The organism is Nostoc sp. DedSLP03 (assembly GCF_034530815.1).
In the GTDB taxonomy this organism is placed as follows: Bacteria; Cyanobacteriota; Cyanobacteriia; order Cyanobacteriales; family Nostocaceae; genus Nostoc.
Window position 1 is genome coordinate 1 of the sequence record NZ_JAVRCK010000006.1, and the last position, 25,697, is coordinate 25,697.

The window sequence follows — 25,697 nt, forward strand, 5'->3', positions numbered from 1 at the left end:
TGATTTTATCACCCAGTCAGTTTAAAAGATGTTGGTAATGACAAGCCTTGTAAAGGCAGGGCTGTTTCATTCCATTTCAAACTGGATTTGTCAAGATGGTTAGCAAAAAAATTGTAAGTAAGGGTGACGATGAGATGAACTTTTAAGCACTTAAACAACAGTAAAATAGTTCATTTTCTCGGCACGCTGGTAACAAAATAACCAATTTTTAATTGCTAGAACCCTTGATTTTTAAAGCTCTTTGGGGAATGAAACAGCCCTGCTTTACAAGGGGAGATTGAGGGGGGTAATTTGACTTGTGTGTTGTGAAATTCAGTGTAAGAGCAAGTAATACAGGCTGAACGTGAAGATTTTTGAAGGTTCAAACTTAAAACCGCAAAATCTCTCGGTCATAGTCTTCAGGAGTGGGTTCTATTTCCCAAACCAATCCTTCTCCTAGTTCCAAAATTACTTCTAAATACAACATATCTACAGCAGTTGTTGCCGTATCTTGATTATTTTCAAAGGCTTGTAAATCTTCCGTTAGTAATCGAAGCTTAAACCCAGCCGGAATTTGACCATCGAGAGTTGTACTTCGCAATTCAAAACGCCAAACATAATCCTCAGAAGCGCTTTTTGGGAAAATGCGTAACTCGTATGTTTGCTCTGCAACTATTATTTGCCGAGACAAACCGAGAACTGGTTCTGCACTCCGCATTCCGGCAGGTACCACAACGAATTCTCTTTTTTCCCATCCCCATTGTTGAGCTAAATTGGCTACTCCTGTCTGCAACCATTGCGGAATCGATCGCTGTATGACTAAACCCTGACGCAGTTCATACAACTTTTTTCGCCAACCGCTATGTGCCAAGAGCGCACCCCAGAGTGAAAATGGAACTGCTAAACGTGGGAATTTTACATTGTGATCGCCCAATCTTTCTAAAAGGTTTTCTGCCTGGGTTTTAGCAATCGGATCTAAAGGTGCAATCTCGGTACGTAAGGCTTCTAACCGATTGAGTTGGCGTGTAACCCACAGCACATTAATATCTGGAATTAAATCTTCACTTTCCAAGCTGTAAGTGCGATCGCCAGCATCATAAACCCCTTTTTTTTTCAGAATTTGATGGGTTGTATAGCCAAAAATCTTTATCCAGCCATCATCAGGATTAACCTGTACTGCTATGTAATAATCAGCAACCCACTCTGGTATATCTACCCATTCTTGCGGTACGCGCAACTCGTCGTCATCCATCGCCAAGGTGGGAATTAATACCAGGCGATCGCGATCGAAAGTGATAGCTGTGCCATTGACTACTTCCCAAAAACTCGGTAATACCGCACTATTAGGATAAACCTTGGCGCTGGGAGCAATTTCCTCTTTGAACCAAGGCAAAAATGCTTGCAAGCATTTTTGATTTATCCACCCGCGTTGACAAGCACCAGGTGTTGAGTATGGTTGTTCTTGCACTTCTGGAGATTGGGTAATTTCCAGGTATAAATATTGCGAGTCAATGGCGAATGGGGCAGGTGGGTTCAACATAAATAATTTGAGAATGGCTTTATATAAAGACCATATTTAGGTAGAGGGGAGGCATTGTGGGAAAAAGGGAAAAGGGTAAAGGGTAAAGGGTAAAGGTATAAAATTTTTCCTTACTCAGTAACCTTTAACATGCACCCCAACATCAAGGCAAAAGTTACTTTTGCAAGATGTCTATTGAATCTGGGTATGGCTATATTGGACTTTCAGCCATTCCTCTAAACTTGTGTTCATGGCATCTACTACGTCTGATTTCGGGGAAATATGCAAGGTGTTTTGACTCCATTGTGTGAGAGTCAGGAGCAATGACTTTTTAATACTGCTCAGGCGACGAGAAACAGTATATTGCTTCATTTCTAATTGGGCAGCAATTTCTTGTTGAGTCAGTTGTTGAACGTAGTAAGCTTGTAGTACTTTTTGGGACTCAGCATCGAGTGCAGCGATCGCTTTGTGCAAAACTTGGTTTAACTGAGCTTGCTGCGATCGCATATTCACAGCTTCTTCCTGCTCAATAATTTCCGTTAGTAAAGATGTTTGCAAATCTACAGGCAGTATATCTAATAAATTACCTTCATCTTCTTTGAGGGGAGCGTCTGCGGAAACAAACTTAGGATAAAGGAAATTACGGGCAGCTTTAGCAGCAGATAATACCCAGGTTTCTATGGTTTGCTGATTGACTGCGGCAGTGGGTAAACTCAATCGACTGAAACGTTCTGCATTATAAAGATGACTAATAGCCTGCCAAGTCTGAGCATCTGGCTTGGCAAGTTGACGAATTTTTGTATTGTCACCTGTGTACAGTTCCTTAAAGCATTCCCAGGCTAAAATATAACTCTCGATGCTTTCTTTGTTAAATCCGGCATTTTCTAATGACTGCACTAGTCGTTTGCGGCTGAGTTTGTGCAATAATGCCCAGTCTGAGCAAATGTCTGCTTCCCGTTGTAAGCGCACTGCATCTTTGATAATCGATTCAAAAGTTAATTGTGCGTAAGCTTTTAAATGCGAACTGTATTGAGGGTTGAAAGTTTTGAGGATTTTGTTAATATGAGCGATCGCCATCTGAAAACAGTCTGCTACAGACGACTGCGTGGGAAAGTTGAGGGCGAATTTTTTGGCAGTCCAATAGCAAACCTCTTGTAAGTAAGCAGAAATATGTGCAAGTGCCACAGCACTAGATTGAGTCTGCCAAACTTTATACCAGTAAAGTGCCCAAAAGCTATCTGATTTCTCAGTTGACGACTCCAGGCAAACTTTCATACTGCGTCGCAGTTTGGCATCTGTTGCCCAACCACTAAATTGATCTACATCAAATTGCACAAAGGTAGAAAAGATTTCAACAATGCCCTGTCGGGGTTGCATGGAATACTTGCCGCTGTTTGAAACATAGCCGATTTCAATTATACAACAATATAGCCAAAAGCTAATTCCTTACTGCGTAAGGATTTTACAGATTTTTCAAAAATTTTCCGATCTCAGTGCATAAAGACTAAAAGTCATCGTAGAGAGTGATATGCAGAGAAGTTCATTTAAAAAGATGCTTTCTTTGGGGAATAGCGGAATCATTAAATAAGTTCGTCAAATACAGAACAAAATTTCGATAGTTACAGCCGCAAATTCATTCCACAAATATGCAACTTCTTAAAAGTTACCTAATTATCTCTGCATGACCTAATTAACAAAGAGAGAAAAACCATGTTAAATAATCAAAGCTGCCTAGAATCTTTTGGTTTAATTGAAGAACTTGACGAACAAGCTGCTGAAACAATTAGTGGTGGTTACGAAGTTTTTGAAGTTAAAAACAAAACGGGATACAATATCCCCTACGCTGTCGATGGTACACGAACACAGTATCCAGAACCTGGCTCCGATCGTATATGGACTGCTTACAGTGGAGGAATTATTGAATTTGACTCTGACGGTCGAGATGGCTATGAGCTATACAAAAAATATAATTTAGCCGATGGAGGAGTGTATGAGTTTCAAGACAATCTAAATACTCCTGGCAATCCCTATGATATCGAACTCTATAGGGTAGCCTAATGTGCAAATCTCAAGTGGATTTATTGATTTGAATTTTCGAGGTTATATTGTCTTGTCTTAGTTGAGATCAAAGAGTCACTGCTCAAAAATTTCAGCTAACAAGTAAAACGCTCAATCTAGTCGGGTCAAGTGACTCGACTAGATTTTCTCACTCAGTTATTTATCAAGGAACACAAATTTATGACCTCAACTATAACTGATACTTACGATGCCAATGGTGATGTAATATCTAAGAATATAGATCCCAACAGTAATGCAACAAAAATACCTTTGCCAAAAAAAGAGAAAGTTAAAAAACTCGGTTTGGGATTATCAACACTTATAGCCCTGTCAGTGATTCCGACTTCAGTTGTAACCATGCCGTTAGTGCTAAACCAGCCAGCACAAGCTCTATGTATTGCCTCTAGCGACTTCAATGGAATTTGGCATTCGGATGACGGAGGCACCTATTACGTTAGGCAAATTGGCAATGAAATTTGGTGGCTGGGAATGAGCGCTGATGATGGTAGAACCTGGACTAATGTATACAAGGGAACAAGAATTGGCGATACGGTTATCGGGCAATGGGCTGATGTCCCTAGAGGTGGAATCCGCTCTGGAGGAATTCTTAATTTGAGTGTTCCACCAGGCTGGAACGGAAGTGTCCCAGAATTTAGCAGAAACTACGTTACTGGAGGTTTTGGTGGCTCTAAGTGGTTCCAATCTTGCAATGACGTAATCCTCAATCCTATTTAGCCGGATTAATTACGACAATTATTAATATATGGGTGATGGCAAGCGCAATGACTTTTTAGCGCGTCACCTAAGCTATCAAAGGTCTGAACTGCAACTTCTTAAAAGTTACCTAATTATCTCTGCATCACCTAATTAACAAAGAGAGAAAAACCATGTTAATTAATCAAAGCTGTCTAGAATCTTTTAGTTTGATTGAAGAATTTGACGAACAAGCGGCTGAAACAATTGGTGGCGGTTACAGAGTTTTTGAAATTAAAAACAAAACGGTATATGATATCCCCTACGCTATCGATGGTACACTAACAGGCACGCTAGCACCTGACTCCGATCGGATATGGACTGCGTACAGTGGAGATGGATTAACCATTGAATTTGATGCTGACGTTAGAATTGACTATATAAAATTAAAAAAATACAATTTGACTGATGGAGTATATGAGTTTCAAAACGACTTAAGTACTGACAATCCATATGATATCGATCTCTATTCCGTAGAACCGATCCCACTATTCTAAAAATCCCTACTTCTTTTTGTAAAATGTGCCTGAAAACCTTGAGTTTTGAGTTTTCAATAAGCCTAAGCTTTGCAGCACAGATATTATTAGTGGGATAAGTTCGTATCAAAGAGTCACTACTCAAAAATCTGGGCTAAGAAGCTGAATACAATATAAGGTCGGGGCAAGTGCCCCGATTTTTTTATGCATAAGGATTTGCCAGATTTTTCAAAATAGTTCTGCTACAAATGCATAAATACTTAAAGAGGTCGTAAAGAGTGATATGCAGAGATGTTTCACCTGTCCTCTCAAAATAGCGCAGTTGAAGCTAAAGCTTTTCGTCTAAGCTTCAACTGCATCCCTGGCCTATCGGGGCTTTTGCCCCGATATCTCTTTCTCCCTTGCTATTGGTCTTGAAAATGAAATACCAGATAGTTCTACAACATAGCGAAGAAGACTGCGGTGCTGCAAGTCTTGCAACCATTGCCAAACACTACGGACGCACATTTACCCTCAACCGCGTCCGAGAAGCCGTAGGCACAGGTTCTAGAGGAACATCCTTGCTGGGATTAAAGCGGGGTGCAGAAGTACTAGGATTCAATGCCCGCCAAGTTAAAGCCAGTCCTCAATTAATAGACCAATTAGATCAAGCTCCCTTACCAGCAATTATCCACTGGAAAGGCTACCATTGGGTTGTATTATACGGACAAAAAGCCAAAAAATATGTCATCGCCGACCCTGGTGTTGGTATTCGTTATCTTACCCGTAAAGAGTTAATGGCGGGTTGGAATAATGGCGTCATGTTACTGCTGACTCCAGACGACAGTCGTTTTTATCAACAAGAGTCAGATAAAATTGGCGGTTTGGGAAGATATCTGCAACGGGTTTGGCCTTATCGTTCTATTCTCGCTCAAGCGATCGCCATTAACATCGCCATTGGATTGCTTTCTTTGGCATCTCCTTTTATGATGCAACTGCTCACCGATGATGTCTTAGTCCGAGGTGATACCCAACTACTAACGACTGTGGCCATTGGCGTTATCGCCATGAACTTAATTAGAAGCGCCATTAGTTTAGTTCAATCTCACCTTATCGGTCACTTCGGTCAAAGATTGCAATTAGGATTAATTCTAGAATACGGACGCAAACTCTTACATTTACCCCTATCATATTTTGAAGGACGACGCAGTGGGGAAGTTGTCAGCCGCATTGCCGATGTCAAAGCCATTAATAATTTAGTTTCCCAAATTGTCCTGGGATTACCCAGTCAATTCTTTATTGCGGTAATTTCCTTGGGTTTGATGCTCTTTTACAGTTGGGAACTAACTCTAGCTTCCATAGTTGCATTTATTATTGTCACGGGTGTTAACCTGCTTTTCTTACCCGCGATGCGCCAGAAAACCCGAAATTTAATTGTTTCTGGTACAGAAAACCAAGGCTTTTTAGTAGAAACATTTCGCGGTATCCAAGTATTAAAAACTACCCAAGCCACTCCTCAAGCTTGGTCAGAATACCAAGGGAATTATGGTCGCCTCGCCAATTTGGGCTGGAGTATGATGAAACTGGGACTCTATAGCAGTACGGTTACTGGCATTCTTTCCACCTTCATTAGTATTGGCATCCTTTGGATGGGTAGCTATTTAGTCATTAATCACAACTTAACAATCGGTCAATTAATGGCATATAACGGCATGAGTGGCAACTTTCTCGGCTTCTTAGGTGCTGCCATCGGCTTAGTAGATGAGTTTATCACAGCCCAAATAGTCCTGCAACGGATGACAGAAGTGATTGATGCTACCCCAGAATCCGAAAATGATTTTAAAAAGCCTTGGGCAGAAATTCCTGGAAATGCAGATATTACTTGCACTGAACTGAACTTTCATCACGCAGGTAGAGTTGACCTTCTACAAGATTTTTCCTTAACTATTCCTGGCGGTAAAGTTATTGCTTTAATTGGCAAATCTGGCTGTGGTAAAAGTACCCTGGCAAAATTGCTGACTGGCTTATATAAAGTCGAGTCTGGCAATATTCGTTATGGTTTTTATAATCAGCAAGATTTATCTTTAGAATGTTTGCGTCAACAAGTGGTATTAGTTCCCCAAGAACCCCACTTTTGGAGTCGTTCGATTATTGATAACTTCCAGTTTAGCTATCCTCATATTAGTTTTGAAGAAATTGTCAAAGCTTGTCAAATTGCAGGTGCAGATGAATTTATTAGCAAATTACCTGATAAATATCAAACTGTTTTAGGAGAATTTGGGGCAAATCTTTCTGGTGGACAACGCCAAAGATTAGCCATCGCCAGAGCCATAGTTACTCAGCCACCAATCTTAATTTTAGATGAATCCACAGGGGCACTCGATCCAGTAAGCGAAAGACAAGTACTAGATAGACTTCTATCTCATCGTCACAATCAAACGACTATTTTAATTAGTCACCGTCCCAAGGTAATACAGAGAGCAGATTTAATTGTATTTTTAGAACAAGGACGCTTAAAAATCCAAGGGACACCAGAAGAATTGCGCTCTTTACCTGGCGAACATTTAGATTTCTTGGATGATATTTTTCTCTCTCATAATAGGTTGGCACTGATATCTTCTCCGGCTCATCATAATGGCAAGACTGCCACTGTTAATTAAGATAATTCGTAATTTGTAAGAGATCATGGTTAGCAATACAAATTTTCTCCCCCCAATTCAAACAAACGAATTTCTCCCACCCATTACTCGTTGGACAACATGGGGCGGTATGTTTATTCTCTGCGTTCTTGGATTAGCTGTGCCACTTGCGGCAATTTGTAAGTATAAAGTTACAGTCCAAGCACAGGCGGTTGTGCGTCCGGCGGGTGAATTGCGAATTGTGCAAGCGGCGACTGAAGGCCAGGTTATGCACATTTATGTCAAAGAAAATCAACTTATCAAAAAAGGAGATGCGATCGCAACTATCGATGACTCCCGTCTGCAAACCAAAAAAAGCCAATTGCAAACTAGTATTCAACAATCTAAGTTACAACTAGTGCAAATTAATGCCCAGATTAGTTCCCTTAATAGCCAGATTCAAGCCGAAACTGACCGCCTTAACCGGATTATTACTGGCGCCGAAGCGGAATTGAGTGGTCGCCGTCGGGAATATCAAGATAAAAATCTTACCACTGTTTCCGAACTCCAAGAAGCTGATGCCAACGTCAAAATTGCTGAGAAAGAATTGCTGGCTGGGGAAGCACAGTTAAAAACAACACAAGCAAATCTCCATGCGACTGAAGCTGCATTAGGTGCAGCTCAGTCAAAACAGAAACGATATGAGACTGTAGCTAACCAAGGGGCGCTATCTCAGGATCAATTTGAAGAAGCACAATTATCTGCCAGACAGCAAGAGCAAGCGGTAAAGGCCCAAGCAGCAGCAGTGGAAGCACAAAAACAGACAATTGAACGGTTACAACAAGCAGTATCTGCTGCCATTGCCAGAAGACAACGCGCCCAAGTTGCCGTAAATCCAAGTAATGCAGCTGTAACTGTTGCTACTGAGCGAATCGCTCAAGAAAAAGCCGGAGGGGAAAGCAACAAAGCAACATTAGAAAAAGAACGCCAAACCCTAGTTAACCAACGAATTGAAATTGAAAAGCAGTTAGAGCATGATACTAGCGAACTCAAACAAGCCCAAATAGATTTAGCTCAAACTGCGATCGCAGCTACCGCCGATGGTATCATTTCCCAACTCAATCTGCGAAACCCAGGTCAAACTGTGCGTGCTGGCGAGGAAGTATTGCAAATTGTCCCCACTGATGCACCTCAAATTTTGAAAGCTGCCGTGGCATCTGAAGATCAAAGTAAGTTAAAAATTGGTCAAAAAGTCCAAATGCGGGTCAGCGCTTGTCCTTACCCAGATTATGGTACTCTGAATGGTCAAGTGCAGATGATTTCTCCAGATGCGATCGCTCCTCAAAAGAATGGCACAAATACATCGATGAATGGAACTACTAGCCCAAAAGCTACTGCGCCTGGTGCTTTTTATGAAGTCACTATTGAACCGGAAACTCTGGTTTTAGGTCAAGGGAAAAACCAGTGTCATATTCAATTGGGTATGGAGGGTAGGGTTGATATTATTTCCCGTGAAGAAACTGTGCTGCAATTCTTTCTCCGTAAGGCGAGGTTGATTAGTGATTTATAACTTTTAAAATCCAGCAACCTACTGGTAGCATCAGCGTGTAGGATTGATAAATATTAATTTTCCGGCTTTTGCTAATGAACAATGCATTTGGTAGCTGGCAAGAATGGCTAACAGTATTCATCTATTTAGGTTTTACCGTCTTCATTATCTGGCGCGTGTTTACCGTCGAGAAGAATTAAAAAAGCTGCATATCATCTCACCAGGATCTTTTTGCTCAAAAGGCAAAACAGTCCCAGTTTGTTGAACCTTGACTCGTTCGCGACAATTGTAAACCTCTGTAGGTCTTTTTATGCCATCTACGCTAACAATTGCTTTGTATTCCCAATAATTTTTGGCACTTCGGCTGATACTGAGAATGCAAATCTGGTGGCGTAGACCGTCGTAGACAGAGTAATTACGGCATACAGATGCAAAAGCCGGATATACCACAGAGAAAGGTAGTATTAATAGCAACATAAATATTATGTATTTAATCCTGCTCATAAAAATTTTTTAACATTATTTGGAAATATTATTAAATTTTTCGACCTTTTGAGTTGATTCAATTACTTTTCCTAAGTTTGACAGACCAGAGATCGCAACTCCATAGCACACAAAGCATGAGAGCAACAGCAAAAAAGCTCACAATGCTTTATGTGCTATTTTCCGTTAAAGTTTACTAAGCTCAATTGAACCATACCCAAACGCCTTTTTTACTTTGAGGATCAACATCTAGTACAACACGGCTGACATAAACCACACATTCCAAATAAATGAAGCAGTTATACTGTATACCTGTTTGAATGCGTGAATACTTCGACAAGCTCAGTACAAGTTTTAAATTTTGAATTCCGCCTTGCAGTAGTAGTGCGTTTGTTCATGTACCATACCCTAATACCAATTTGTAATATCCTGTGGTAAACCGCACTTAGTGCGTCTATTCAATTGAGAAAGTCAGATTACATCTGGCTGGGTTCCCACCATTTGTATCTGTAGTCTAATTTTGGAAAATTGACATAACAACAAATGTGCAAAAAAAGTCAGTCGTAAGGACGATAAAATTGCAACCAAAAACAAAATTTGAGCAATCTGGGATTACACGCTGTTTTGCAGCAATACTGCTCTTTGGTCAAGTGTGGCTACATTTACTCCAAGGGAAAACCTACTATCGCAAGATTTTGCAACATCTTGTTACCGCTGGGCCAGGTTCTATCTCTCCAGTTCTCCTTGTCAGCGGTTTTGCCGGAATGATTTTTACTATTCAAACAGCGAGAGAATTAGTACGATTTGGCGCTGTTGATGCAGTGGGAGGTGCTTTTGCCTTAGCTTTTTGTAGAGAATTAGCTCCAATTTTGACAGCTAGTATTATGGCGGGACAAGTAGGTTCTGCTTTTGCAGCGGAAATAGGTGCAATGCGAGTCACCGAACAAATTGATGCACTTTATATGCTCAAAACCGATCCAATTGATTATCTAGTACTTCCTAGAGTAATTGCTTGTTGTTTGATGGTGCCTTTGATGACGATTTTGGCTTTAGTTACAGGCATCATTGGCGGAGTTTTTGCCGCATCAAAGTTCTACCAAATTATTCCCGAAACATTTTTAGAATCAGTCAGAAATTTTTTAGAACCGTCAGATTTGTTTATTATTTTGCTAAAAGGGTTTATTTTTGGAGTGCTGGTTGCTGTCATTGGCTGTAGTTGGGGTTTAACTACTAAAGGGGGAGCAAAGGAAGTAGGAGAATCAGCAACAAAAGCAGTTGTTACTAGTTGGGTATCCATTTTTATTATGGATTTTTTCCTATCTCTACTGCTGTTTGAACAGCCTGCATTTTGAACCCAAGTAAGTATTGAACAAAATTCCCGACTTTTTCAGAAATTGGGAATTTGAGCTACACAGGAAATTGTAGGTAGGTAAATAATGCTGCTTCTAAAGGATTGGCGCAACCCAACCCAAGTATGGCTTACTTTTTCGGGTATAGTTCATCACGTTAACAGAATATGGGAATATATAAACTTGTAGATTAGCGCACCCAAAGCTAAACCTCCCAATGAAAAGATAGAGGCAGTCAAAAAAGCTAACCCTTTTCTAAGACCCGCTCTTTGAAAGTCTATCCTGACTAATATAGTCGCTGAAATAATGAGTAAAGTATCAAGAAATATCCGAAACCAGGCAATCATAATAAAGAATAAGAAAGCTGCTAAAACGGCAACAGCAAAAGCCCTGGTATTTGATTGCAGAAAAATATTGTAGTAATATGTCATCTTTGGCCAAGGAGCGGTCAACGTTATGATTAAAAGCAAGATAGCAATTACAGTTGCCACCCACACAAATATAGGAGCACGTGTTTCTGATATTACCCAGCCCAAAGTACTGTAACTCAGCAGTACTAGTGCTAGGGACACCCAAGGAACTCTTTTCAAAATTGACATGGGTTTATATTTCTAGTACAGGGTTAAGGTCTTATCGCATAAATAAGTTTACTAACTCAAGACTTTATTTTGCTTGAGGATTTGCTTAGTTTACGATCGTTGTCCTTCCTTAAGCATATCCCAGTATCAAAGGAGTTGTTTACGATACGGGTATTAGTGAGATCGCAAACCAGAAGTTCTTACAGATAAAATTATGTAGATTTTGAATTTATGACTTAAACTAGAAAGTTTAGCATCATATTTTTATAGCTTCAATCAATAGACTTTTATGCTATTTACCAGAAAGCCAAACAAGTTTGTCGAGAATTGCGGTACAAAGTAGTTAAAGATTTGTAAACTGTTAGCAGCCGAGTCACCGCGTGTCACATCTTGTTAAGGAATTATCATGAAACAATTTATTATTGCTGAACGCGTATGCCTCATTGGTCATATCGCGTCAAAAGCCTTTGGACTGGTAGGGATGCTACTGGTAGTACCTAATGCCGAAATAATTTTCAACTTATCGCAGGTAGGAGAAACTGCCGTACAGTTAAGTATGGCTGGCGGCGGTGTAGTTGATATCATCTTAGGGACAGTAGCTGTCTCTATTTATGCCTACCGGACTTTGGGATTCGGAGCTTGGTTAGCATTTATGCTACCAGCTATGTTTATCTCTTTGGGGAGCGAACTACTGGGAACTAGTACAGGGTTTCCATTTGGCGATTATAGCTACTTGAGTGGCTTGGGTTATAAAATTGGAGGGCTAGTTCCTTTCACAATTCCTTTATCTTGGTTTTATGTTGGGCTGTCGTCTTACTTAATTGCGAGAACTGGTTTGAAAGTGGCTCAAAAACCCAGTTGGGGTCGCCATATTGCTGCGATCGCCGTTGGTGCTTTGCTCTTCACTTGCTGGGACTTTGCCCTTGAACCTGCTATGAGTCAAACTTCTCTGCCCTTCTGGTATTGGAAACAACCAGGAGATTTCTTTGGAACACCTTACCAGAACTATGTAGGTTGGTTTGGTACTAGCGCTCTGTTTATGAGTGTGACAGGATTATTGTGGAGAAATACCTCGATTCAATTAGAGCGATCGCAACTAAATTTGCCTTTAGTCGTTTATTTAACTAACTTTGCATTCGCCGCTGGACTCGGTTTGGCCGCTGGATTCTTTATCCCTGTGTTACTTGGCTTATTGCTAGGTGTAATTCCGGCTATGGTGCTGTGGTCAAGGAGTTCAACCACATCGGCTCAAGTTACTGTTGAACCAGTAACCAAAGAAGTATCAGTAGCAAAGGTTGAAGTTGCCTTGAAATAAGTTTAGTAATTAGGGAGTCGGGAGTGGGGAGGCAGAGGGAGCAGAGGAGCAGAGGAGCAGAGGTGAAGTTGCACTAAGTCTTTCCCCTCTGCTCCTATATCCAATCCCATGCCCAATGCCCAATGCCCCATAGCCAATGACTAATGACTAATGACTAATGACAACGCTTTGATAGTAGAAAACGCTATCTCTCTTTTATTGCTACTTATCCAAGTACCAGCAACGGCGATTCTGTTTTCGCGCCTATTAAAAGGGCCAAGACGCCATCCTCCAATAGAACCCCAACAACCGACACCTGAGCTTTTGGGTAAGGTTAGCGTCGTCGTTCCCACACTGAACGAGGCGCTTCGCATTAGCCCTCTGTTGGCTGGTTTAAGTCAGCAAAGCTATGAAGTTCGGGAAATTATGGTTGTAGACAGTAAATCCAGTGATGGCACCCCCGATTTAGTTAAAGCCTCACAGCAGAAAGATCCCCGCTTTCGCCTGATGACAGATGATCCCTTACCCTCTGGTTGGGTGGGGCGTCCTTGGGCATTGCATAACGGTTTTCTATATAGTTCAGAGGCTAGTCAGTGGTTCTTGGGGCTGGATGCTGATATCCAACCGCATCCTGGTTTAGTTGCTGGGTTGTTAAAGACGGCCGAAGCACAGGGCTACGATTTGGTTTCTCTTTCACCCCAATTCATCCTCAAATATCCTGGGGAATGCTGGCTACAACCGGCTTTGTTGATGACTTTGCTTTACCGATTCGATCCAGCGGGGATCAATACAGAGCAACCAGAACGGGTAATGGCAAATGGGCAGTGTTTTTTGTGTCGTCGCTCCGTTTTAGCTGCTGTAGGTGGTTATAGCAGCGCGAGTAATTCTTTTTGTGATGATGTCACGTTGGCACGCAATATCGCTATCCAAGGTTATAAGGTGGGCTTTTTAGATGGCGCAAAGGTATTAAAGGTAAGGATGTATGAAGGGGCGATGGAGACGTGGAAAGAATGGGGGCGGAGTCTCGATCTTAAAGATGCAACTTCTCGCTCTCAGTTGTGGGGAGATTTATGGCTACTCGCATCTGTTCAAGGTCTACCCTTTTTAATTGTCCTGACTTTTTTGTTGATTTCTCCCCCACTCTCCTACTTGCTACAGACGCGATTAATCGCGTCTCTACCCACTCCCGCACTCCTGCTGCTGGGACTGAATTTATTCCTATTAGTGATTCGCTTTGCGATGCTAATAGCGATCGCACCTTCTTACGATCGCACAAACGCTAAAGGTAGCTGGTTATTTTGGCTTTCCCCTTTAGCCGATCCCTTAGCTGTGCTACGAATCTTTTTATCTGCATTCGGCACCCCGCGCGAGTGGCGAGGACGCAAGTATAGTGCTGAGTTATGAGTTATGAGTTATGAATTTTTAACTCCTCACTCCTAACTCCTCACTCCTCACTTCCTACTCCTCTTCACCTCCTACTTGATCCCCGCGTTCCAATTCCCAAAGAATTTGATTTCCTTCACGGCGTACCCGTGACACTATCCAATTTCGCCAGCGCCATTGATCTCCACGACTGGTGACGGCACTGGCGTGGACATCCATCAAGTCTGCTAACTCAGAACTGGTGATTAAGTAGCCTTTTTCAGAAATTTCGTCAGCTATACGCAGAGTTTCGACCAAGCTGCGGAGTTGCGAAACCCTCATTTCTAGCGGTTTTTCATCGGTCACGGCCGCAGTTGGCCCAGTTGATGGTTCCATAAAGGTTATTTCTGGTGCAAAAGTACTGATTTGTTGGGGATTTTGGTTAGTTATTCGAGAGTTTTTTTCATAATCAGCTACTTTTGCTACATTTAGTTGATTTTGGGAAGGTAAAGATTTATGAAAATCTGTAAAAGATAATTGTTGTAGTGAAGGAATTTTACCACTGGCATAAGTGCGAGCGATCGCATCACAACGTTCGTTACCTATGTTACCAGAATGTCCCCGAACGTATTGCCATTTTACTTGTTGGGTATTGAGTTCATCTAAGGTTTCTAAAAGGTCTTGGTTTTGGACGGGTTTACCATCTGACTTTTTCCAGCCTTTGTTTTTCCAGCCTTTCACCCACTTGGTAACACAGTTAATCAGGTATTCGCTATCGGTATGAAGCGTGATGGGTTGAGCTTGTTGAGATGTTTGCAGAAATTGAAGGGCGGCGATCGCAGCTTGCATCTCCATTTTATTATTAGTGGTATGAGGGGATGCATCGCCCATTTCGTGGATTGAGCCGTCGCTGAAGTAGACGACAACACCCCAACCGCCAGGGCCAGGATTACCGGTGCAAGCACCATCGGTGTATATGCTTTGAATTATGGGTTGGGTGGACATGTTTAGAGTATCAAACCGCGAAGGCAAGAGTTATTAGCGGCGAGTTTTTTAACAATATCCAGGCTATTATACTGATAAAAACTCTTAATTCTGACTCCTGACTTCGGAATTCTTCTTTAATCCTCATCATCAGGCAAATTTTCCATTTCTTCAGTAATTAGCGTCTGAAAATCTTCGTCACAATGATTATACAGATGAACCGCAGCAGCTAGGAGTTCTGCTAGAATTTCAGCTTGTTGGTTCGCAGTCAAACTAGTTAACTGTAGCTGGTTAATTAAGGCTTGTACTTTCAGGCATTCTATACCTAATTCAGCAATCAAGGTACTAAGGGTTGAATTGGTTATTGCAAGAGGGCGATCGCTAATCTGCATATTTATTGTCCCAATCTTTTACGCGCTTGTTGGATTGCCTTGTCAAAAGCACGAATCTCTTTTTCCCAATGCTTAATTAGACCTTCGTCAGCAAAACTCTTTTCTGATTCCAGTCTAATCTTTTCTTGATGTTCGTTCAGTAATTCTTTTAGCTAAAGATTCAATTGCCTTTTGATGGTGCTTTTTACCCATTACTCTGAACGATAAGCAACGCGGAGACTTTGGATCAAAATCACCAGAGATGCGATCGCCATTAACCCGCCCCAAAACCAGTAAGGTAAAAGCAAATATCGCTGCATTTGCGCTGTATCAGAAATTCCAAGAGGCCCAGCAGAACTACTAAATAGATAATCAAGTTGATGGTACGTACTTACACAAGCTTGTACGCCCAGAAATTGAATCACAAACCCTTGCGCCCAGCGAGGTGCTCTTAGGGCAATACCTAAGATTATTAAACCCAGTAAAGGAATTGCTACTAATCCAAACCAGGAACGCACCCAAATTAATGTGGACAACAGCAAAAAACTTCCTAAAATTTTCAAACAGAGGGTAGCTGCTCTAAAACTGCGGGAAGCCAGAATTAAAGCTGCACCGGCAAGAGGCGGCCCCATTGGCCCGGCTGCGGCAATTATTGCTGGGATAATTGGCCCCAATGACGACCGGATGCCGTAAGTTGCGACACCAGAACCATTGCTAAAAATCTGCAACTTCTGAAATTGTCCCCCTAATAGCAGTGCCATTAAACCGTGACCCATTTCATGAAACCAAGTTGCCAGAATTGTAAATGGGTATAAGATATAATCTCCTCCTGGTACTTGCCACAACAAAGCAGTTGCGATCGCTGCTCCAACTAGCCAGGTTAGCCCCATACGCTCAACAACTAACGGGGCTTCTTTAGTCAGCAAGGGTTCAAAATTTTTGTTTGATTTCCTCATAGGTTACTCAATTTTAGATTTTAGATTTTAGATTTTAGATTTTGGAATTAAGATTATCCCCCGATTAATTCGTGGGGCATTCAATTTTGGATTTTAGATTATAGATTATTCCTTCAATTTAATATTGAGAGTATATTTTCATCTATCCTAGTGTAATTATTGAGGTATTAGGGTTGCTGAGGAATGCAACAATTCGCACTTCAAAGCGACGGCTGTAAACTATGGCGCTATCAAGAACAACATAGCCATCCGTCGCTTGTATGATACGGTTCAAGTGTTTATCCTCCAAAATGGATGCCGGAGGATGGGCATAAAATACTTAGACCGATGTCACAATTGAGTGATAATCAGTTAAGCAAGTTGAAACAGGAATGTCATTAAGTCTCCTTTACCCAAGCTGATGCGATCGCCTGGTCGCAAGCGATGACGGTTCCCTGGTAAAAGTGGCAAATTATTAATGTAAGTGCCATTAGAACTTCCTACATCCTCTACATAATGGGCATCTCCCTCGACGCGAATATCTGCATGAATCCGCGAGACAATTTCGGAATTAGGAAATCCTGAAACATCTATATCTGGAGGAATCCGGTCATTAGGCTTGCCGATATGAATCACAGAGAAATTTTGCGGCAATTCAATTAAGCGATCGCTTTGAACGTGGATTAACCGCGCTGTAACCTGCTGCAATTGCGTTCTGGCAGCAGTTGCAGTTGGTGCTGGTGCTGCTGGCTCTTTTGCTTCGGCTTGGGAGGCTGGTGCTGGCTCCACAGGTGGTGGAGTCGGAATACTACTTTGTCCAAAGACTACGGGTTGAGCGACAACGGTTGACACCGGTTCTGGAGGACTGCTTTCTGCAACAGGTATCTGTGGCACAGGTTCTGGGGGAACTGCCATCTCTGTTGGTGGTAAAGATGATTCCGGAGGATGGGAGTTAGTAGATTTACCCATTCCCAAAGCATCTGGTTGTAAAAGTTCTAACAGTGGATCGGGTGTAACTAACGCTGGCACTTCCACGGGAATATCGGGAGTAACTGTTGTAGCTACTGCGGGATGAACGTGTGGAACACCTGCGGAGTGAAGGTTATAGCCACACTGACCACAGAATGCAGCATCTGCCTGCACAGTTGCCCCACAACTGGGACAATTAGTAGTCGCAGGTAATGGTGTATAACAAGCTTCACATTGGACAGCGCCGTCAGGGTTGGGATGATTGCAATTAGGGCAGACGATCATCGATATTTAGCCTTTGTTCAAGATCATCATAAATATAGTTAGGACTGGCAAGCAGAGGGCGGCCCTAGCTTTAGATTCTAGCAATTACTGCTAATGGAACAATAAATTGGACACTCTTACACGGGGAAGGGGAGCAGAGGGGCAGGGGAGAAATCAATTCAAAATTCAAAATTCAAAATTCAAAATTCAAACATTGTACAACTTCTGCCTCCTGCCTCCTCTTTCCCAATGCCCAATTCCCAAGTTTAGTGTTGAAGTTCCAAACCTGCTGCTCCATCCAGCAGCCACCAAAGTTCTCCTTGGGGCTGAATTAAACGGGATGGGTAAGTAAAGTCATCGGCTACAGGTGCAAAAACTTGCGCTAAAGCTGGTCGTTTATTAGCACCAGCAACCAGAAAAATCACGCTACGAGCAGAGTTGATGAAGGGGTAGGTGAAACTTATCCTGGGGTTTCCGTCTTTATTACCCACAGTCACAAGGCGATCGCGTACTTTCAGAGCCTCTGTGTGGGGAAACAAAGATGCAGTATGTGCATCATCACCCATTCCTAGTAATACTACATCCAAGGGGGGAAACTCGACCCCAGAAGAATGGAAAAATTCTTTGAGATGTTGTTCATATTTGGCAGCAGCCAGTTCTGGATTGGCTTCTAAAGTTGGTACGGGGTGAATGTTAGCCGCTGGGATGTCAACACGATCTAGCCACGCACGACGCGCCATCAGTTCATTGCTATCGGGGCGATCTGGTGGTACATAACGCTCATCTCCCCAGAATATATGAATTTTATCCCAAGGCAGTTTTTGAGTAGCGATCGCTTCGTATAACGGTTTAGGTGTACTGCCGCCAGATAAGGCGATAGTAAACTGCCCCCGCTGCTCAATGGCAGTTTCTAACTTGGACAGAATTAATTCTAGCGCTCGTGCAACCAGCGCCGGCTGATCCGGTAGAACTTCAACAGTTTTGTTCATGGCTTCATCATCATATTGCTGGCTTCTGGCAATACAATACCGAACTTATTACAATCCCCCTTTTTAACTTTTGAAACATTTAACATCGTGGATTAAGTAAGCTGGAAAATATAGACCCTCCTTATCACCTTTTACCGTAAGTTGTCAGTAGTGAGTCGTACCAACTACTAACCACTCTAATGATTATTTTTATTTACATCCAGTTACTTGATACTTTGTTGATTCACGCCACAAAGCATACATTTATTAATTCTTATTAAAAATTAATAGAACTAATCGATCGCAAACAACTTTTCCCAGTCAGGAATCGCTTCACGTTGGGCAATCAACAATTCCTGAATTCCTTTTTGGGCGACATCTAGCAGTTGATCCAACTGAGTGCGGCTAAAGCTGCCTTCTTCGGCTGTTCCTTGGACTTCAATGATTCCCAGATGTTGATTCATCACCACGTTAAAATCTACTGTTGCAGCCACATCTTCGATATAATTTAGATCCAAAAATGGCTCTTTCTCCAGTAATCCTACGGAAACTGCTGCTACCTGTCCACACAAAGGCGATCGCTCCAACACACCTTCTTGCAACAATTTGGAAATTGCATGAGCCAACGCCACAAACGAGCCTGTAATGGCTGTTGTTCGAGTTCCGGCATCTGCTTGCAACACATCAGCATCTACAGTCAGCGTGCGTTCTCCCAGTGCCTCAAAATCCACTGCGGCGCGTAAGCTACGTCCAATTAGACGTTGAATTTCTTGCGTCCGTCCAGATAATTTCAATAATTCCCTTTCTTGGCGTTTTTGGGTAGCAGATGGTAGCATTCGGTACTCAGCAGTTAACCAGCCTTTACCAGTTCCTTCGAGAAACTTCGGAACTCCCTTATTAAAGCTAACAGTACAAAGTACCTGAGTATCACCGCATCTTGCGAGAACAGAACCGGGGGCAAAGCGGGTGAAACTGGGGTGAAAGCTAATCGGACGTAGTTCGTAGGGAATCCGACCATCAGGACGCTGCCAAGCCATTGGAATTGCCTCAAGTTTTACAATACTGCCTTAAGATTACCTTAGTGTTATTAGGCATTGGTCAAACAGGGCATTGGCCAAACAGGGCATTGGGAAAGAGGAGGCAGGAAGCAGAAGTTCTAAAATGTTTGAATTTTGAATTTTGAATTTTGAATTGATTTCTCCCCTTCCTCTTCTAAGGAACTGAAAGCAGAGTCAAAATATTTTGCTGCACCATCTCTGGTGATTGGTCGCCGTTGATAGTCAATAAACAGCGACGACGGTCGTAATATTCTAGGATGGGAATGGTGCGATCGTAGAATAATTCTACACGGCGCTGGACGATTTCTGGTTGGTCATCTGGTAGCGATCGCCCCAAGGATCGACTAACCATAACTGCTTCCGGGACTTGGAGATAAATTGCCCAATCTAGCTTTTGCCCTAAATCATCCAACAAAAAATCTAATTCTTCAGCTTGGAAGGCAGTACGGGGATAGCCTTCTAACACCCAATCGCAATTAATATCTGGTTGTCTGAGGCGTATTCGGATCAATTCAACGATCGTTTCGTCTGGAACTAACTCCCCTTTTTGCATGTAGGGCCGTGCGTGGTAGCCAAGTTCACTCAAGCTAGCGTAAACCGAAAGAGAAGTCCGGGGATCGGCTTCCAACCATCGAAATTCCGGTAGGGGCTGATTGCCAGATATTGCTTCTCGTAAAATCTCACCTGTGGAAATCAGAGGAATATCAAAGTATCTGCAAAGCCTTTGTGCTTGAGTGCTTTTTCCCGATCCTGAACCTCCCAGAATCACCAATCTCACAACGATTTACTCCTCATCCTGTCAAATTCCCTACTAGCTAAGTCTGTTTTGCCCAAACAACCGACAAATTTAATATTTAGCGATTTTTAGGCGTTGTGCCTAGCTTTTTTAAATAATTGGAACTAGAAATTTTATGTTTTCATTTTTACAACTCATTACAGAGAAAAGACGAAAACTTACAGCAGTTAGCGGTTTTATAAACTACATCTAGAAACGTTATATGCGTCTCTACAGGCTTTCGGGTTTTGTCTATGTACTTCATTTACCTGAAATCTGCTGTAAATTAAGCAGAACTCTTGACTTCAATACAAACCTAGTGTTGACTAAGAATGCAATTTGCCAAATCCACCACACCTGTGAAAAACAGATTGATTATACAGGCAAATTTATCCGTTTCATCGCCAGTAATAACCCTTTACTTATTGTAGTTTTTTGAACTTAACTTTATGGTTGCCCAGCTAGAAACTCAAAGTATCAATTCAACCCTTACTCTACCATATCCAGTTGAAGGTCTAGTGCAAGTTTTCACTAGCTCACATCGTAACTTTTTCACGAGTGTGATGGCTCAATCACTGAGAATAGCTGGACAAGGAACGCCAGTATTAATAGTACAGTTTCTGAAAGGAGGTATCCGCCAAGGACAAGATCGACCTATACAATTAGGACAAAATTTAGATTGGATTCGCTGTGATTTGCCTCGTTGTATCGATACACCACATTTAGACGATACAGAAAATCAAGCCTTACAAAAGCTGTGGCAGTATACACAACAAGTTGTGTGTGAGAGTAAGTATTCTCTCGTGGTGTTAGATGAATTAAGTTTAGCGATTAACTTTGGTTTAATTTCTGAAACAGAAGTTTTAGCGTTTTTGGCAAAACGCCCTCCCCACGTCGATATTATTCTCACAGGGCCAGAGATGCCGAAATACCTCCTCGATGTAGCAGATCAAATTACCGAAATCCGTCGGAGTTATCGACCTTAAACAAAAGACTCAATTCAGGATATCCTAGTAATTCCGTTTGAATTAGCTGTGAAGTTGTGATTAAAAACGATATCTGGATTACTGAAATGGCTCAACAGGGTTTAATTTCACCCTTTGAGCCAAGTTTAATCCGAAAAGTGCAAAAAGATGGATCGGTAGCAGTTAAACATGTAATTAGCTACGGTTTATCTTCTTATGGCTACGATATACGCCTTTCTTCGGCCGAGTTCCGCATTTTTCGTCACATTCCCGGAACTGTGGTCGATCCCAAAAACTTTAATCCTCAAAATCTGGAGCCAACAGCACTGCATACCGATGCTAATGGCAGTTATTTTATTTTACCTGCTCATTCCTATGGACTTGGGGTTGCTCTAGAAAAACTAGAGGTTCCTGAAAATATTACTGTAATTTGTATTGGAAAATCTACGTATGCACGTTGTGGCATAATAGCAAACCTAACGCCTGCTGAGGCTGCATGGCGAGGTCATTTAACTTTAGAATTTTCTAATTCTTCCAGCGCAGACTGTCGCATTTACGCGGGGGAAGGAGTGGTGCAATTGCTATTTTTAGAAGGCGAACCCTGCGCTATTAGTTATGAAGCAAGACAGGGTAAATATCAAGATCAACTAGAGATTGTAACTCTAGCTAAAGTCTAAGTGACAAGAAACTAATCTTGCCTTACTTAGATCCTGCTTTGCTTACCATTGTGCGATCGCTCTAAATCATACCCAAAAATAAAAGTGCGATCGCTTGCTTTATCCTACAAAACATTCCTTAACTCTTGAATTGTATTTGCTACAACAATCTTGCGTAAAATCTCTTTCAATTGCTCTAAGTTAGAAATTTGCGAAATTTGCGACATCAACTCCAAACCATCGCTGCCAAATTTCGCCTCTAAACTTGTTTCGATGCTAGAGATTATTCCACGTACTTCTCCTCTTGCTTCTCCTCTTGCTTCTCCTCTTGCTTCTCCTTCTGCTTGTCCTCGTGCTAGTCCCTCACGTAAAATTTCTTGATACCAAGGTGACTCTCTTAAGACTGTCATATCCCACCTCATGATTTCCTGAACTAAAGTACTTTCTAATACAAAGGTTGCAAAAAATGCTAGAACTGTCTCAAGTTGATTTAATTGCTCATCAGCACGCAGCATTCGCAATGCTTCCCTAATTGTAGACTCGTTTTCTCCGCCTTTGAGAATTGGTACAAAGGGAAGCAGCGACGGTAACGGTGTCTCAAAAGCAATATTTACATCAACCTCCCAAAGGTTGATTACGCGGTAGCCCTTAACCCGATAAAATTGGATGCAAAGCTTGTAGGTATTTCGCTGTTGCTGATTTTGAGAATGTTAATCAGTACAGGGTAGGTTTGTAGTTTATATTTCTCTTCCGCAAAAGCAGCATAAGCACGCATCCGACGCGGCATTTCTGATGTGTAGCGCAATTGTAACTCATTGAGAATGAGAAATTTACCGTATTGGGGACTTTCAGCCTGAATTACAACATCGCTTTGCCGGCTAATCCATTGGAATTCTGTATTTAAGATTTCGCCTGTAACAATGTCGGAAATTCCTGTCACCCATTTTGCCCAATTATTTGGTGCAAGGCTGATTAATTTTTTAGTGCTAACATCGACAGCTTTGTTCATCAAAAAATATAGATGCGATCGCCCTAAATCAAACCCAGTAAATCCGAGGATCATCGCTTCGCATTATCCTACCGCAAATTGTGTCAACTTTCAGCCATTATCTAAGGTGCTAACCTGGCTTTACCTAGACGCTGTTTTTCATACCATTGTGCGATCGCAGGTGCCCAATCTTCAAAATGAGGCCACATCATTTCACACAACTTTTGAATTTCCAGTTGAGCATCTTTCTTATTTCTCAGGTCACAAAAATGCAAGAAAGACCTGAGATTGAAACTAACTACAAAATGCTGGCGATAATCAAAAGGTACTTTGCCTCTAGCGTGTTCTTCAGACATTCCCGCCTCAAAATCAGCTTTATATCGTTTAGCGGCTTCTAGACACCACTCCAAATCTGCTGTTCGTTGCTCTGGTGAATAGTAATACTTTTTACCTTGTCTATCAGTGTAATAACCAACGGGACGTAGATAAAAAACATCTTCTATGTCTTTCTTACCTTCTACCACGTCAATAAATTGGTTGCCTGTGTACCTAAAAGATTGTACATCAAATGATACTCCTACCCGATGAGTCCGCGCCTGCTGCATCACACTGTGGGGAAAGTAGCCACAATTAAAAACAATCTGGGGATGCTCTAAAGGCCCATAGTGTCCCCTCTCTCCTGCTAAAAGCCGCTTAACAATTACTTCGCCGCTTTGTGATTCCGAGGGCCAGGAGTCGCGCTCATCAAACACGAACCCATCGGTATAGTCCTGGTGCATCGCGGCATAAATCACTTGCTGCGGGTTTGGTGTTTTGGCAATAACCTCTACTCGAAATCGATGCATTAGCTGTTGGGGAATGGATTGGTGACTGGGATTGCTTAGACAGAGTACTTAGACATGGCTTTGAACTCGATTCATCATCATATCTCTTCTCTGGCTTGGACTTCTACTCGATTAGATGAAGATACTTTACAAATGTTAATAACTTTGTTACAGTTATTTACATAAACAGAAGACAGGTAAAAACTCATGCGTACAAGCACTGCTATAATTGACGACCAAGGCAAACTGAACAACTTTGCGATCGAGCCAAAAGTATATGTAGATGAACAAGGCGATCGCACTGGTTTCACTCCTTATGCAGAAATGCTCAACGGTCGTTTAGCAATGATTGGTTTTGTCTCTCTGATAGCATTAGAAGTATTCACAGGACACGGTATTGTTGGCGTTTTGGCAAATCTGTAAAAACTAATTTGTTTAATAACTCTCAAAAAATGATAAGAGACGGTAAATTTACCGTCTCTTATTTTATGGAAAACTTAGTGCTAGAGTGAAAATATACTGATAACAAAAACCGTTAATTATCAGCGTAAAAATATTGGGTAAACTATGGCTTTAACTGCTTCAACTATGTTGCCTCTAGGCACTAAAGCACCAGATTTTAATCTACCGGAAGTAGTATCTGGAAAAGCAACTTCACTTTCTACCTTTGCAGATAAAAAAGCATTGTTGGTAATGTTTATTTGTCGGCATTGCCCGTTTGTAAAACACGTCCAAAACGAATTAGTGCAGTTAGGAAGAGATTATTTTACAAGTGATTTAGCGATCGTTGCTATTAGTGCTAACGATGCAAAAAATTACCCAGATGATGCGCCAGAGTCGTTACAAGCATTTGCAACAGAACAAGGGTTTAATTTTACCTTATGTTACGACGAAAGCCAGGAAACAGCGAAGGCTTATACAGCAGCTTGTACACCAGATTTTTTTGTATTTGATGGCGATCGCCAACTTGTTTATCGGGGACAATTAGATGATAGCCGCCCCAGTAACGGTAAACCCGTAACAGGTGCAGATTTACGCGCAGCCATTGAAGCAGTGCTAGCGGGTAAACCTGTTACAAGTGAGCAAAAGCCGAGTGTTGGTTGCAATATTAAATGGAAACCAGGAAACCAACCCAGTTATTTTGGTTAAGAGGGATTGGGCATTGGGCATTGGGCATGGGGCATTGGGCATTATAAAAACTTTTCCCTACTCCCTACTCCCTAGTGCCCACATCTATTAATGTTTAATTTCCAAATTCAGTATGTAGCATCCTAATTGGACTTTTTCTGCCCACAATTCATATTCCAGCCGCAAATTCTCTGGCAAGGGATGTCCGTTGAGAGTTAGGCTACGAGTAAAATTTCGTAAACGAATCGGATCGTTAGGTTGCAATGACTCAGTTGGCAACCAATAGCGACTAATGCCATAAACACCCTGTTCCCAAAAGTGACGATAACTCACTTGAGCGTTACCTTGCATAGTCATGATGACTCGGTAAGGGGAAATCTCCAGCCACAAAATTCTGGGACTATTAGGGGCGTAAGCTTTGCTCTTGCTTTGAGGAAGTGTGTCTTCTGGACTTATGACACTCTCTACTTGGCAGCTAATTAAAGGCGGTGCGGTCATCAGTAAATGAAACCGATCGGTATCCTTTTGATACAATGTCGCGGCAGTTTCGACAACAGACCAGATCGGCAGGTCAGTGGAAATAAGTGATAAGCACACGGGCTTGCGGTGATGGGTCAGCATGGGAGCGATAAGGGCTAAAAGCTATTGAACAAAGTGAAATGAACACTCTAGCTGTCTAATAGGTCGGGCTAAGAAACTAAATAGTAAAACAGGCTTAATATTAATGAATCCGTTGATTTGTTAATAAGCTACACAAATCTGGATGAAACAGGTAAAATGTCAGCTTACACAGTATAAATGGTACTTTTATCTAG

General features: G+C 41.8%; 26 protein-coding genes and 1 pseudogene. 12 read left to right on the forward strand and 15 right to left on the reverse strand.

The window, feature by feature from the left end; all coding sequences use genetic code 11:
* Nucleotides 1-367: 367 nt before the first annotated feature.
* Both RM368_RS04250 and RM368_RS04255 read right to left on the reverse strand, forming a co-directional pair.
* Entirely contained in the window at nt 368-1,519 is a 1,152-nt protein-coding gene (locus RM368_RS04250) for a DUF1822 family protein (RefSeq protein WP_322692895.1), read from the reverse strand.
* Nucleotides 1,520-1,690: 171 nt separating this feature from the next.
* Nucleotides 1,691-2,875, reverse strand: coding sequence for a sigma-70 family RNA polymerase sigma factor (locus tag RM368_RS04255; RefSeq protein ID WP_322692896.1), 1,185 nt, complete (start codon nt 2,873-2,875; stop codon nt 1,691-1,693).
* Between the two features lie 333 nt (nt 2,876-3,208).
* On the opposite strand from RM368_RS04255, the gene RM368_RS04260 reads away from it, so the two are divergent.
* The 5 genes from RM368_RS04260 (at nt 3,209) to RM368_RS04280 (ending at nt 8,952) form a co-directional block, all read left to right on the forward strand.
* Nucleotides 3,209-3,556: a hypothetical protein gene (locus RM368_RS04260; RefSeq protein WP_322692897.1), complete on the forward strand. Its 348-nt coding sequence runs from the start codon at nt 3,209-3,211 to the stop codon at nt 3,554-3,556.
* Nucleotides 3,557-3,736: 180 nt separating this feature from the next.
* A complete protein-coding gene (locus tag RM368_RS04265; RefSeq protein ID WP_322692898.1) occupies nt 3,737-4,291 on the forward strand; it encodes a hypothetical protein in 555 nt (184 codons plus the stop codon).
* Between the two features lie 152 nt (nt 4,292-4,443).
* Nucleotides 4,444-4,806 carry a hypothetical protein gene (locus tag RM368_RS04270; protein WP_322692899.1) on the forward strand — a complete coding sequence of 121 codons (363 nt, stop codon included), beginning with the start codon at nt 4,444-4,446 and terminating at the stop codon, nt 4,804-4,806.
* Between the two features lie 398 nt (nt 4,807-5,204).
* The gene (locus RM368_RS04275) at nt 5,205-7,424 is read left to right on the forward strand and encodes a peptidase domain-containing ABC transporter (RefSeq protein ID WP_322692900.1); all 2,220 of its coding nucleotides are present in this window, start codon (nt 5,205-5,207) and stop codon (nt 7,422-7,424) included.
* 25 nt (nt 7,425-7,449) lie between these two features.
* Nucleotides 7,450-8,952, forward strand: coding sequence for an HlyD family efflux transporter periplasmic adaptor subunit (locus RM368_RS04280; RefSeq protein WP_322692901.1), 1,503 nt, complete (start codon nt 7,450-7,452; stop codon nt 8,950-8,952).
* A 159-nt stretch (nt 8,953-9,111) separates the two neighbouring features.
* On the opposite strand, the gene RM368_RS04285 is transcribed toward RM368_RS04280, so the two are convergent.
* Nucleotides 9,112-9,408, reverse strand: coding sequence for a hypothetical protein (locus RM368_RS04285; RefSeq protein ID WP_322692902.1), 297 nt, complete (start codon nt 9,406-9,408; stop codon nt 9,112-9,114).
* A 584-nt stretch (nt 9,409-9,992) separates the two neighbouring features.
* Here RM368_RS04285 and RM368_RS04290 point away from each other — a divergent pair.
* Nucleotides 9,993-10,766 (forward strand): MlaE family lipid ABC transporter permease subunit, encoded by a 774-nt coding sequence (locus RM368_RS04290; RefSeq protein ID WP_322692903.1) that lies wholly within the window; start codon nt 9,993-9,995, stop codon nt 10,764-10,766.
* A gap of 149 nt (nt 10,767-10,915) precedes the next feature.
* Here the strand turns inward: RM368_RS04290 and RM368_RS04295 are convergent, their stop codons facing one another.
* Nucleotides 10,916-11,362, reverse strand: a complete 447-nt coding sequence (locus tag RM368_RS04295) for a hypothetical protein (protein WP_322692904.1) — start codon at nt 11,360-11,362, stop codon at nt 10,916-10,918.
* Between the two features lie 385 nt (nt 11,363-11,747).
* On the opposite strand from RM368_RS04295, the gene cruF reads away from it, so the two are divergent.
* Together cruF and cruG are read left to right on the forward strand one after the other, a co-directional pair.
* Entirely contained in the window at nt 11,748-12,656 is a 909-nt protein-coding gene (gene cruF / locus RM368_RS04300) for a gamma-carotene 1'-hydroxylase CruF (protein WP_322692905.1), read from the forward strand.
* Nucleotides 12,657-12,806: 150 nt separating this feature from the next.
* Complete coding sequence (gene cruG, locus RM368_RS04305; RefSeq protein ID WP_322692906.1) at nt 12,807-14,039, forward strand: 2'-O-glycosyltransferase CruG; 1,233 nt, start codon at nt 12,807-12,809, stop codon at nt 14,037-14,039.
* A 54-nt stretch (nt 14,040-14,093) separates the two neighbouring features.
* On the opposite strand, the gene rnhA is transcribed toward cruG, so the two are convergent.
* The 8 genes from rnhA to RM368_RS04345 all read right to left on the reverse strand — a co-directional run bounded on the left by rnhA (nt 14,094) and on the right by RM368_RS04345 (nt 20,324).
* Nucleotides 14,094-15,002: a ribonuclease HI gene (gene rnhA / locus RM368_RS04310; protein WP_322692907.1), complete on the reverse strand. Its 909-nt coding sequence runs from the start codon at nt 15,000-15,002 to the stop codon at nt 14,094-14,096.
* Between the two features lie 116 nt (nt 15,003-15,118).
* Nucleotides 15,119-15,373 (reverse strand): hypothetical protein, encoded by a 255-nt coding sequence (locus RM368_RS04315; protein WP_322692908.1) that lies wholly within the window; start codon nt 15,371-15,373, stop codon nt 15,119-15,121.
* Nucleotides 15,374-15,564: 191 nt separating this feature from the next.
* On the reverse strand, nt 15,565-16,308 hold the full coding sequence (locus RM368_RS04320; protein ID WP_322692909.1) for a M50 family metallopeptidase: 744 nt from the start codon (nt 16,306-16,308) through the stop codon (nt 15,565-15,567).
* Between the two features lie 142 nt (nt 16,309-16,450).
* Nucleotides 16,451-16,582, reverse strand: coding sequence for a hypothetical protein (locus RM368_RS04325; RefSeq protein WP_322673753.1), 132 nt, complete (start codon nt 16,580-16,582; stop codon nt 16,451-16,453).
* A 77-nt stretch (nt 16,583-16,659) separates the two neighbouring features.
* Nucleotides 16,660-17,541: an FHA domain-containing protein gene (locus RM368_RS04330; protein ID WP_322692910.1), complete on the reverse strand. Its 882-nt coding sequence runs from the start codon at nt 17,539-17,541 to the stop codon at nt 16,660-16,662.
* A gap of 245 nt (nt 17,542-17,786) precedes the next feature.
* Nucleotides 17,787-18,509 carry a 6-phosphogluconolactonase gene (gene pgl, locus RM368_RS04335; RefSeq protein ID WP_322692911.1) on the reverse strand — a complete coding sequence of 241 codons (723 nt, stop codon included), beginning with the start codon at nt 18,507-18,509 and terminating at the stop codon, nt 17,787-17,789.
* Between the two features lie 272 nt (nt 18,510-18,781).
* On the reverse strand, nt 18,782-19,525 hold the full coding sequence (gene rph, locus RM368_RS04340) for a ribonuclease PH (RefSeq protein ID WP_322692912.1): 744 nt from the start codon (nt 19,523-19,525) through the stop codon (nt 18,782-18,784).
* Between the two features lie 175 nt (nt 19,526-19,700).
* A complete protein-coding gene (locus RM368_RS04345; RefSeq protein WP_289798524.1) occupies nt 19,701-20,324 on the reverse strand; it encodes an adenylate kinase family protein in 624 nt (207 codons plus the stop codon).
* Nucleotides 20,325-20,770: 446 nt separating this feature from the next.
* Here RM368_RS04345 and RM368_RS04350 point away from each other — a divergent pair, with 446 nt between their 5' ends.
* Nucleotides 20,771-21,307 (forward strand): P-loop NTPase family protein, encoded by a 537-nt coding sequence (locus RM368_RS04350; RefSeq protein ID WP_322692913.1) that lies wholly within the window; start codon nt 20,771-20,773, stop codon nt 21,305-21,307.
* Nucleotides 21,308-21,393: 86 nt separating this feature from the next.
* Nucleotides 21,394-21,963 (forward strand): dCTP deaminase, encoded by a 570-nt coding sequence (dcd, locus tag RM368_RS04355; RefSeq protein WP_322693026.1) that lies wholly within the window; start codon nt 21,394-21,396, stop codon nt 21,961-21,963.
* A gap of 104 nt (nt 21,964-22,067) precedes the next feature.
* Here the strand turns inward: dcd and RM368_RS04360 are convergent.
* A pseudogene (locus RM368_RS04360) lies at nt 22,068-22,951 on the reverse strand (Rpn family recombination-promoting nuclease/putative transposase).
* Between the two features lie 101 nt (nt 22,952-23,052).
* Nucleotides 23,053-23,775, reverse strand: coding sequence for an FAD-dependent thymidylate synthase (gene thyX, locus RM368_RS04365; RefSeq protein WP_322692914.1), 723 nt, complete (start codon nt 23,773-23,775; stop codon nt 23,053-23,055).
* A gap of 186 nt (nt 23,776-23,961) precedes the next feature.
* Here thyX and RM368_RS04370 point away from each other — a divergent pair, with 186 nt between their 5' ends.
* Complete coding sequence (locus RM368_RS04370) at nt 23,962-24,177, forward strand: chlorophyll a/b-binding protein (RefSeq protein WP_322692915.1); 216 nt, start codon at nt 23,962-23,964, stop codon at nt 24,175-24,177.
* A gap of 144 nt (nt 24,178-24,321) precedes the next feature.
* The gene (locus tag RM368_RS04375) at nt 24,322-24,903 is read left to right on the forward strand and encodes a thioredoxin family protein (RefSeq protein ID WP_322692916.1); all 582 of its coding nucleotides are present in this window, start codon (nt 24,322-24,324) and stop codon (nt 24,901-24,903) included.
* Between the two features lie 87 nt (nt 24,904-24,990).
* Here the strand turns inward: RM368_RS04375 and RM368_RS04380 are convergent, their stop codons facing one another.
* Complete coding sequence (locus RM368_RS04380; RefSeq protein WP_322692917.1) at nt 24,991-25,503, reverse strand: hypothetical protein; 513 nt, start codon at nt 25,501-25,503, stop codon at nt 24,991-24,993.
* Between the last annotated feature and the right edge of the window lie 194 nt (nt 25,504-25,697).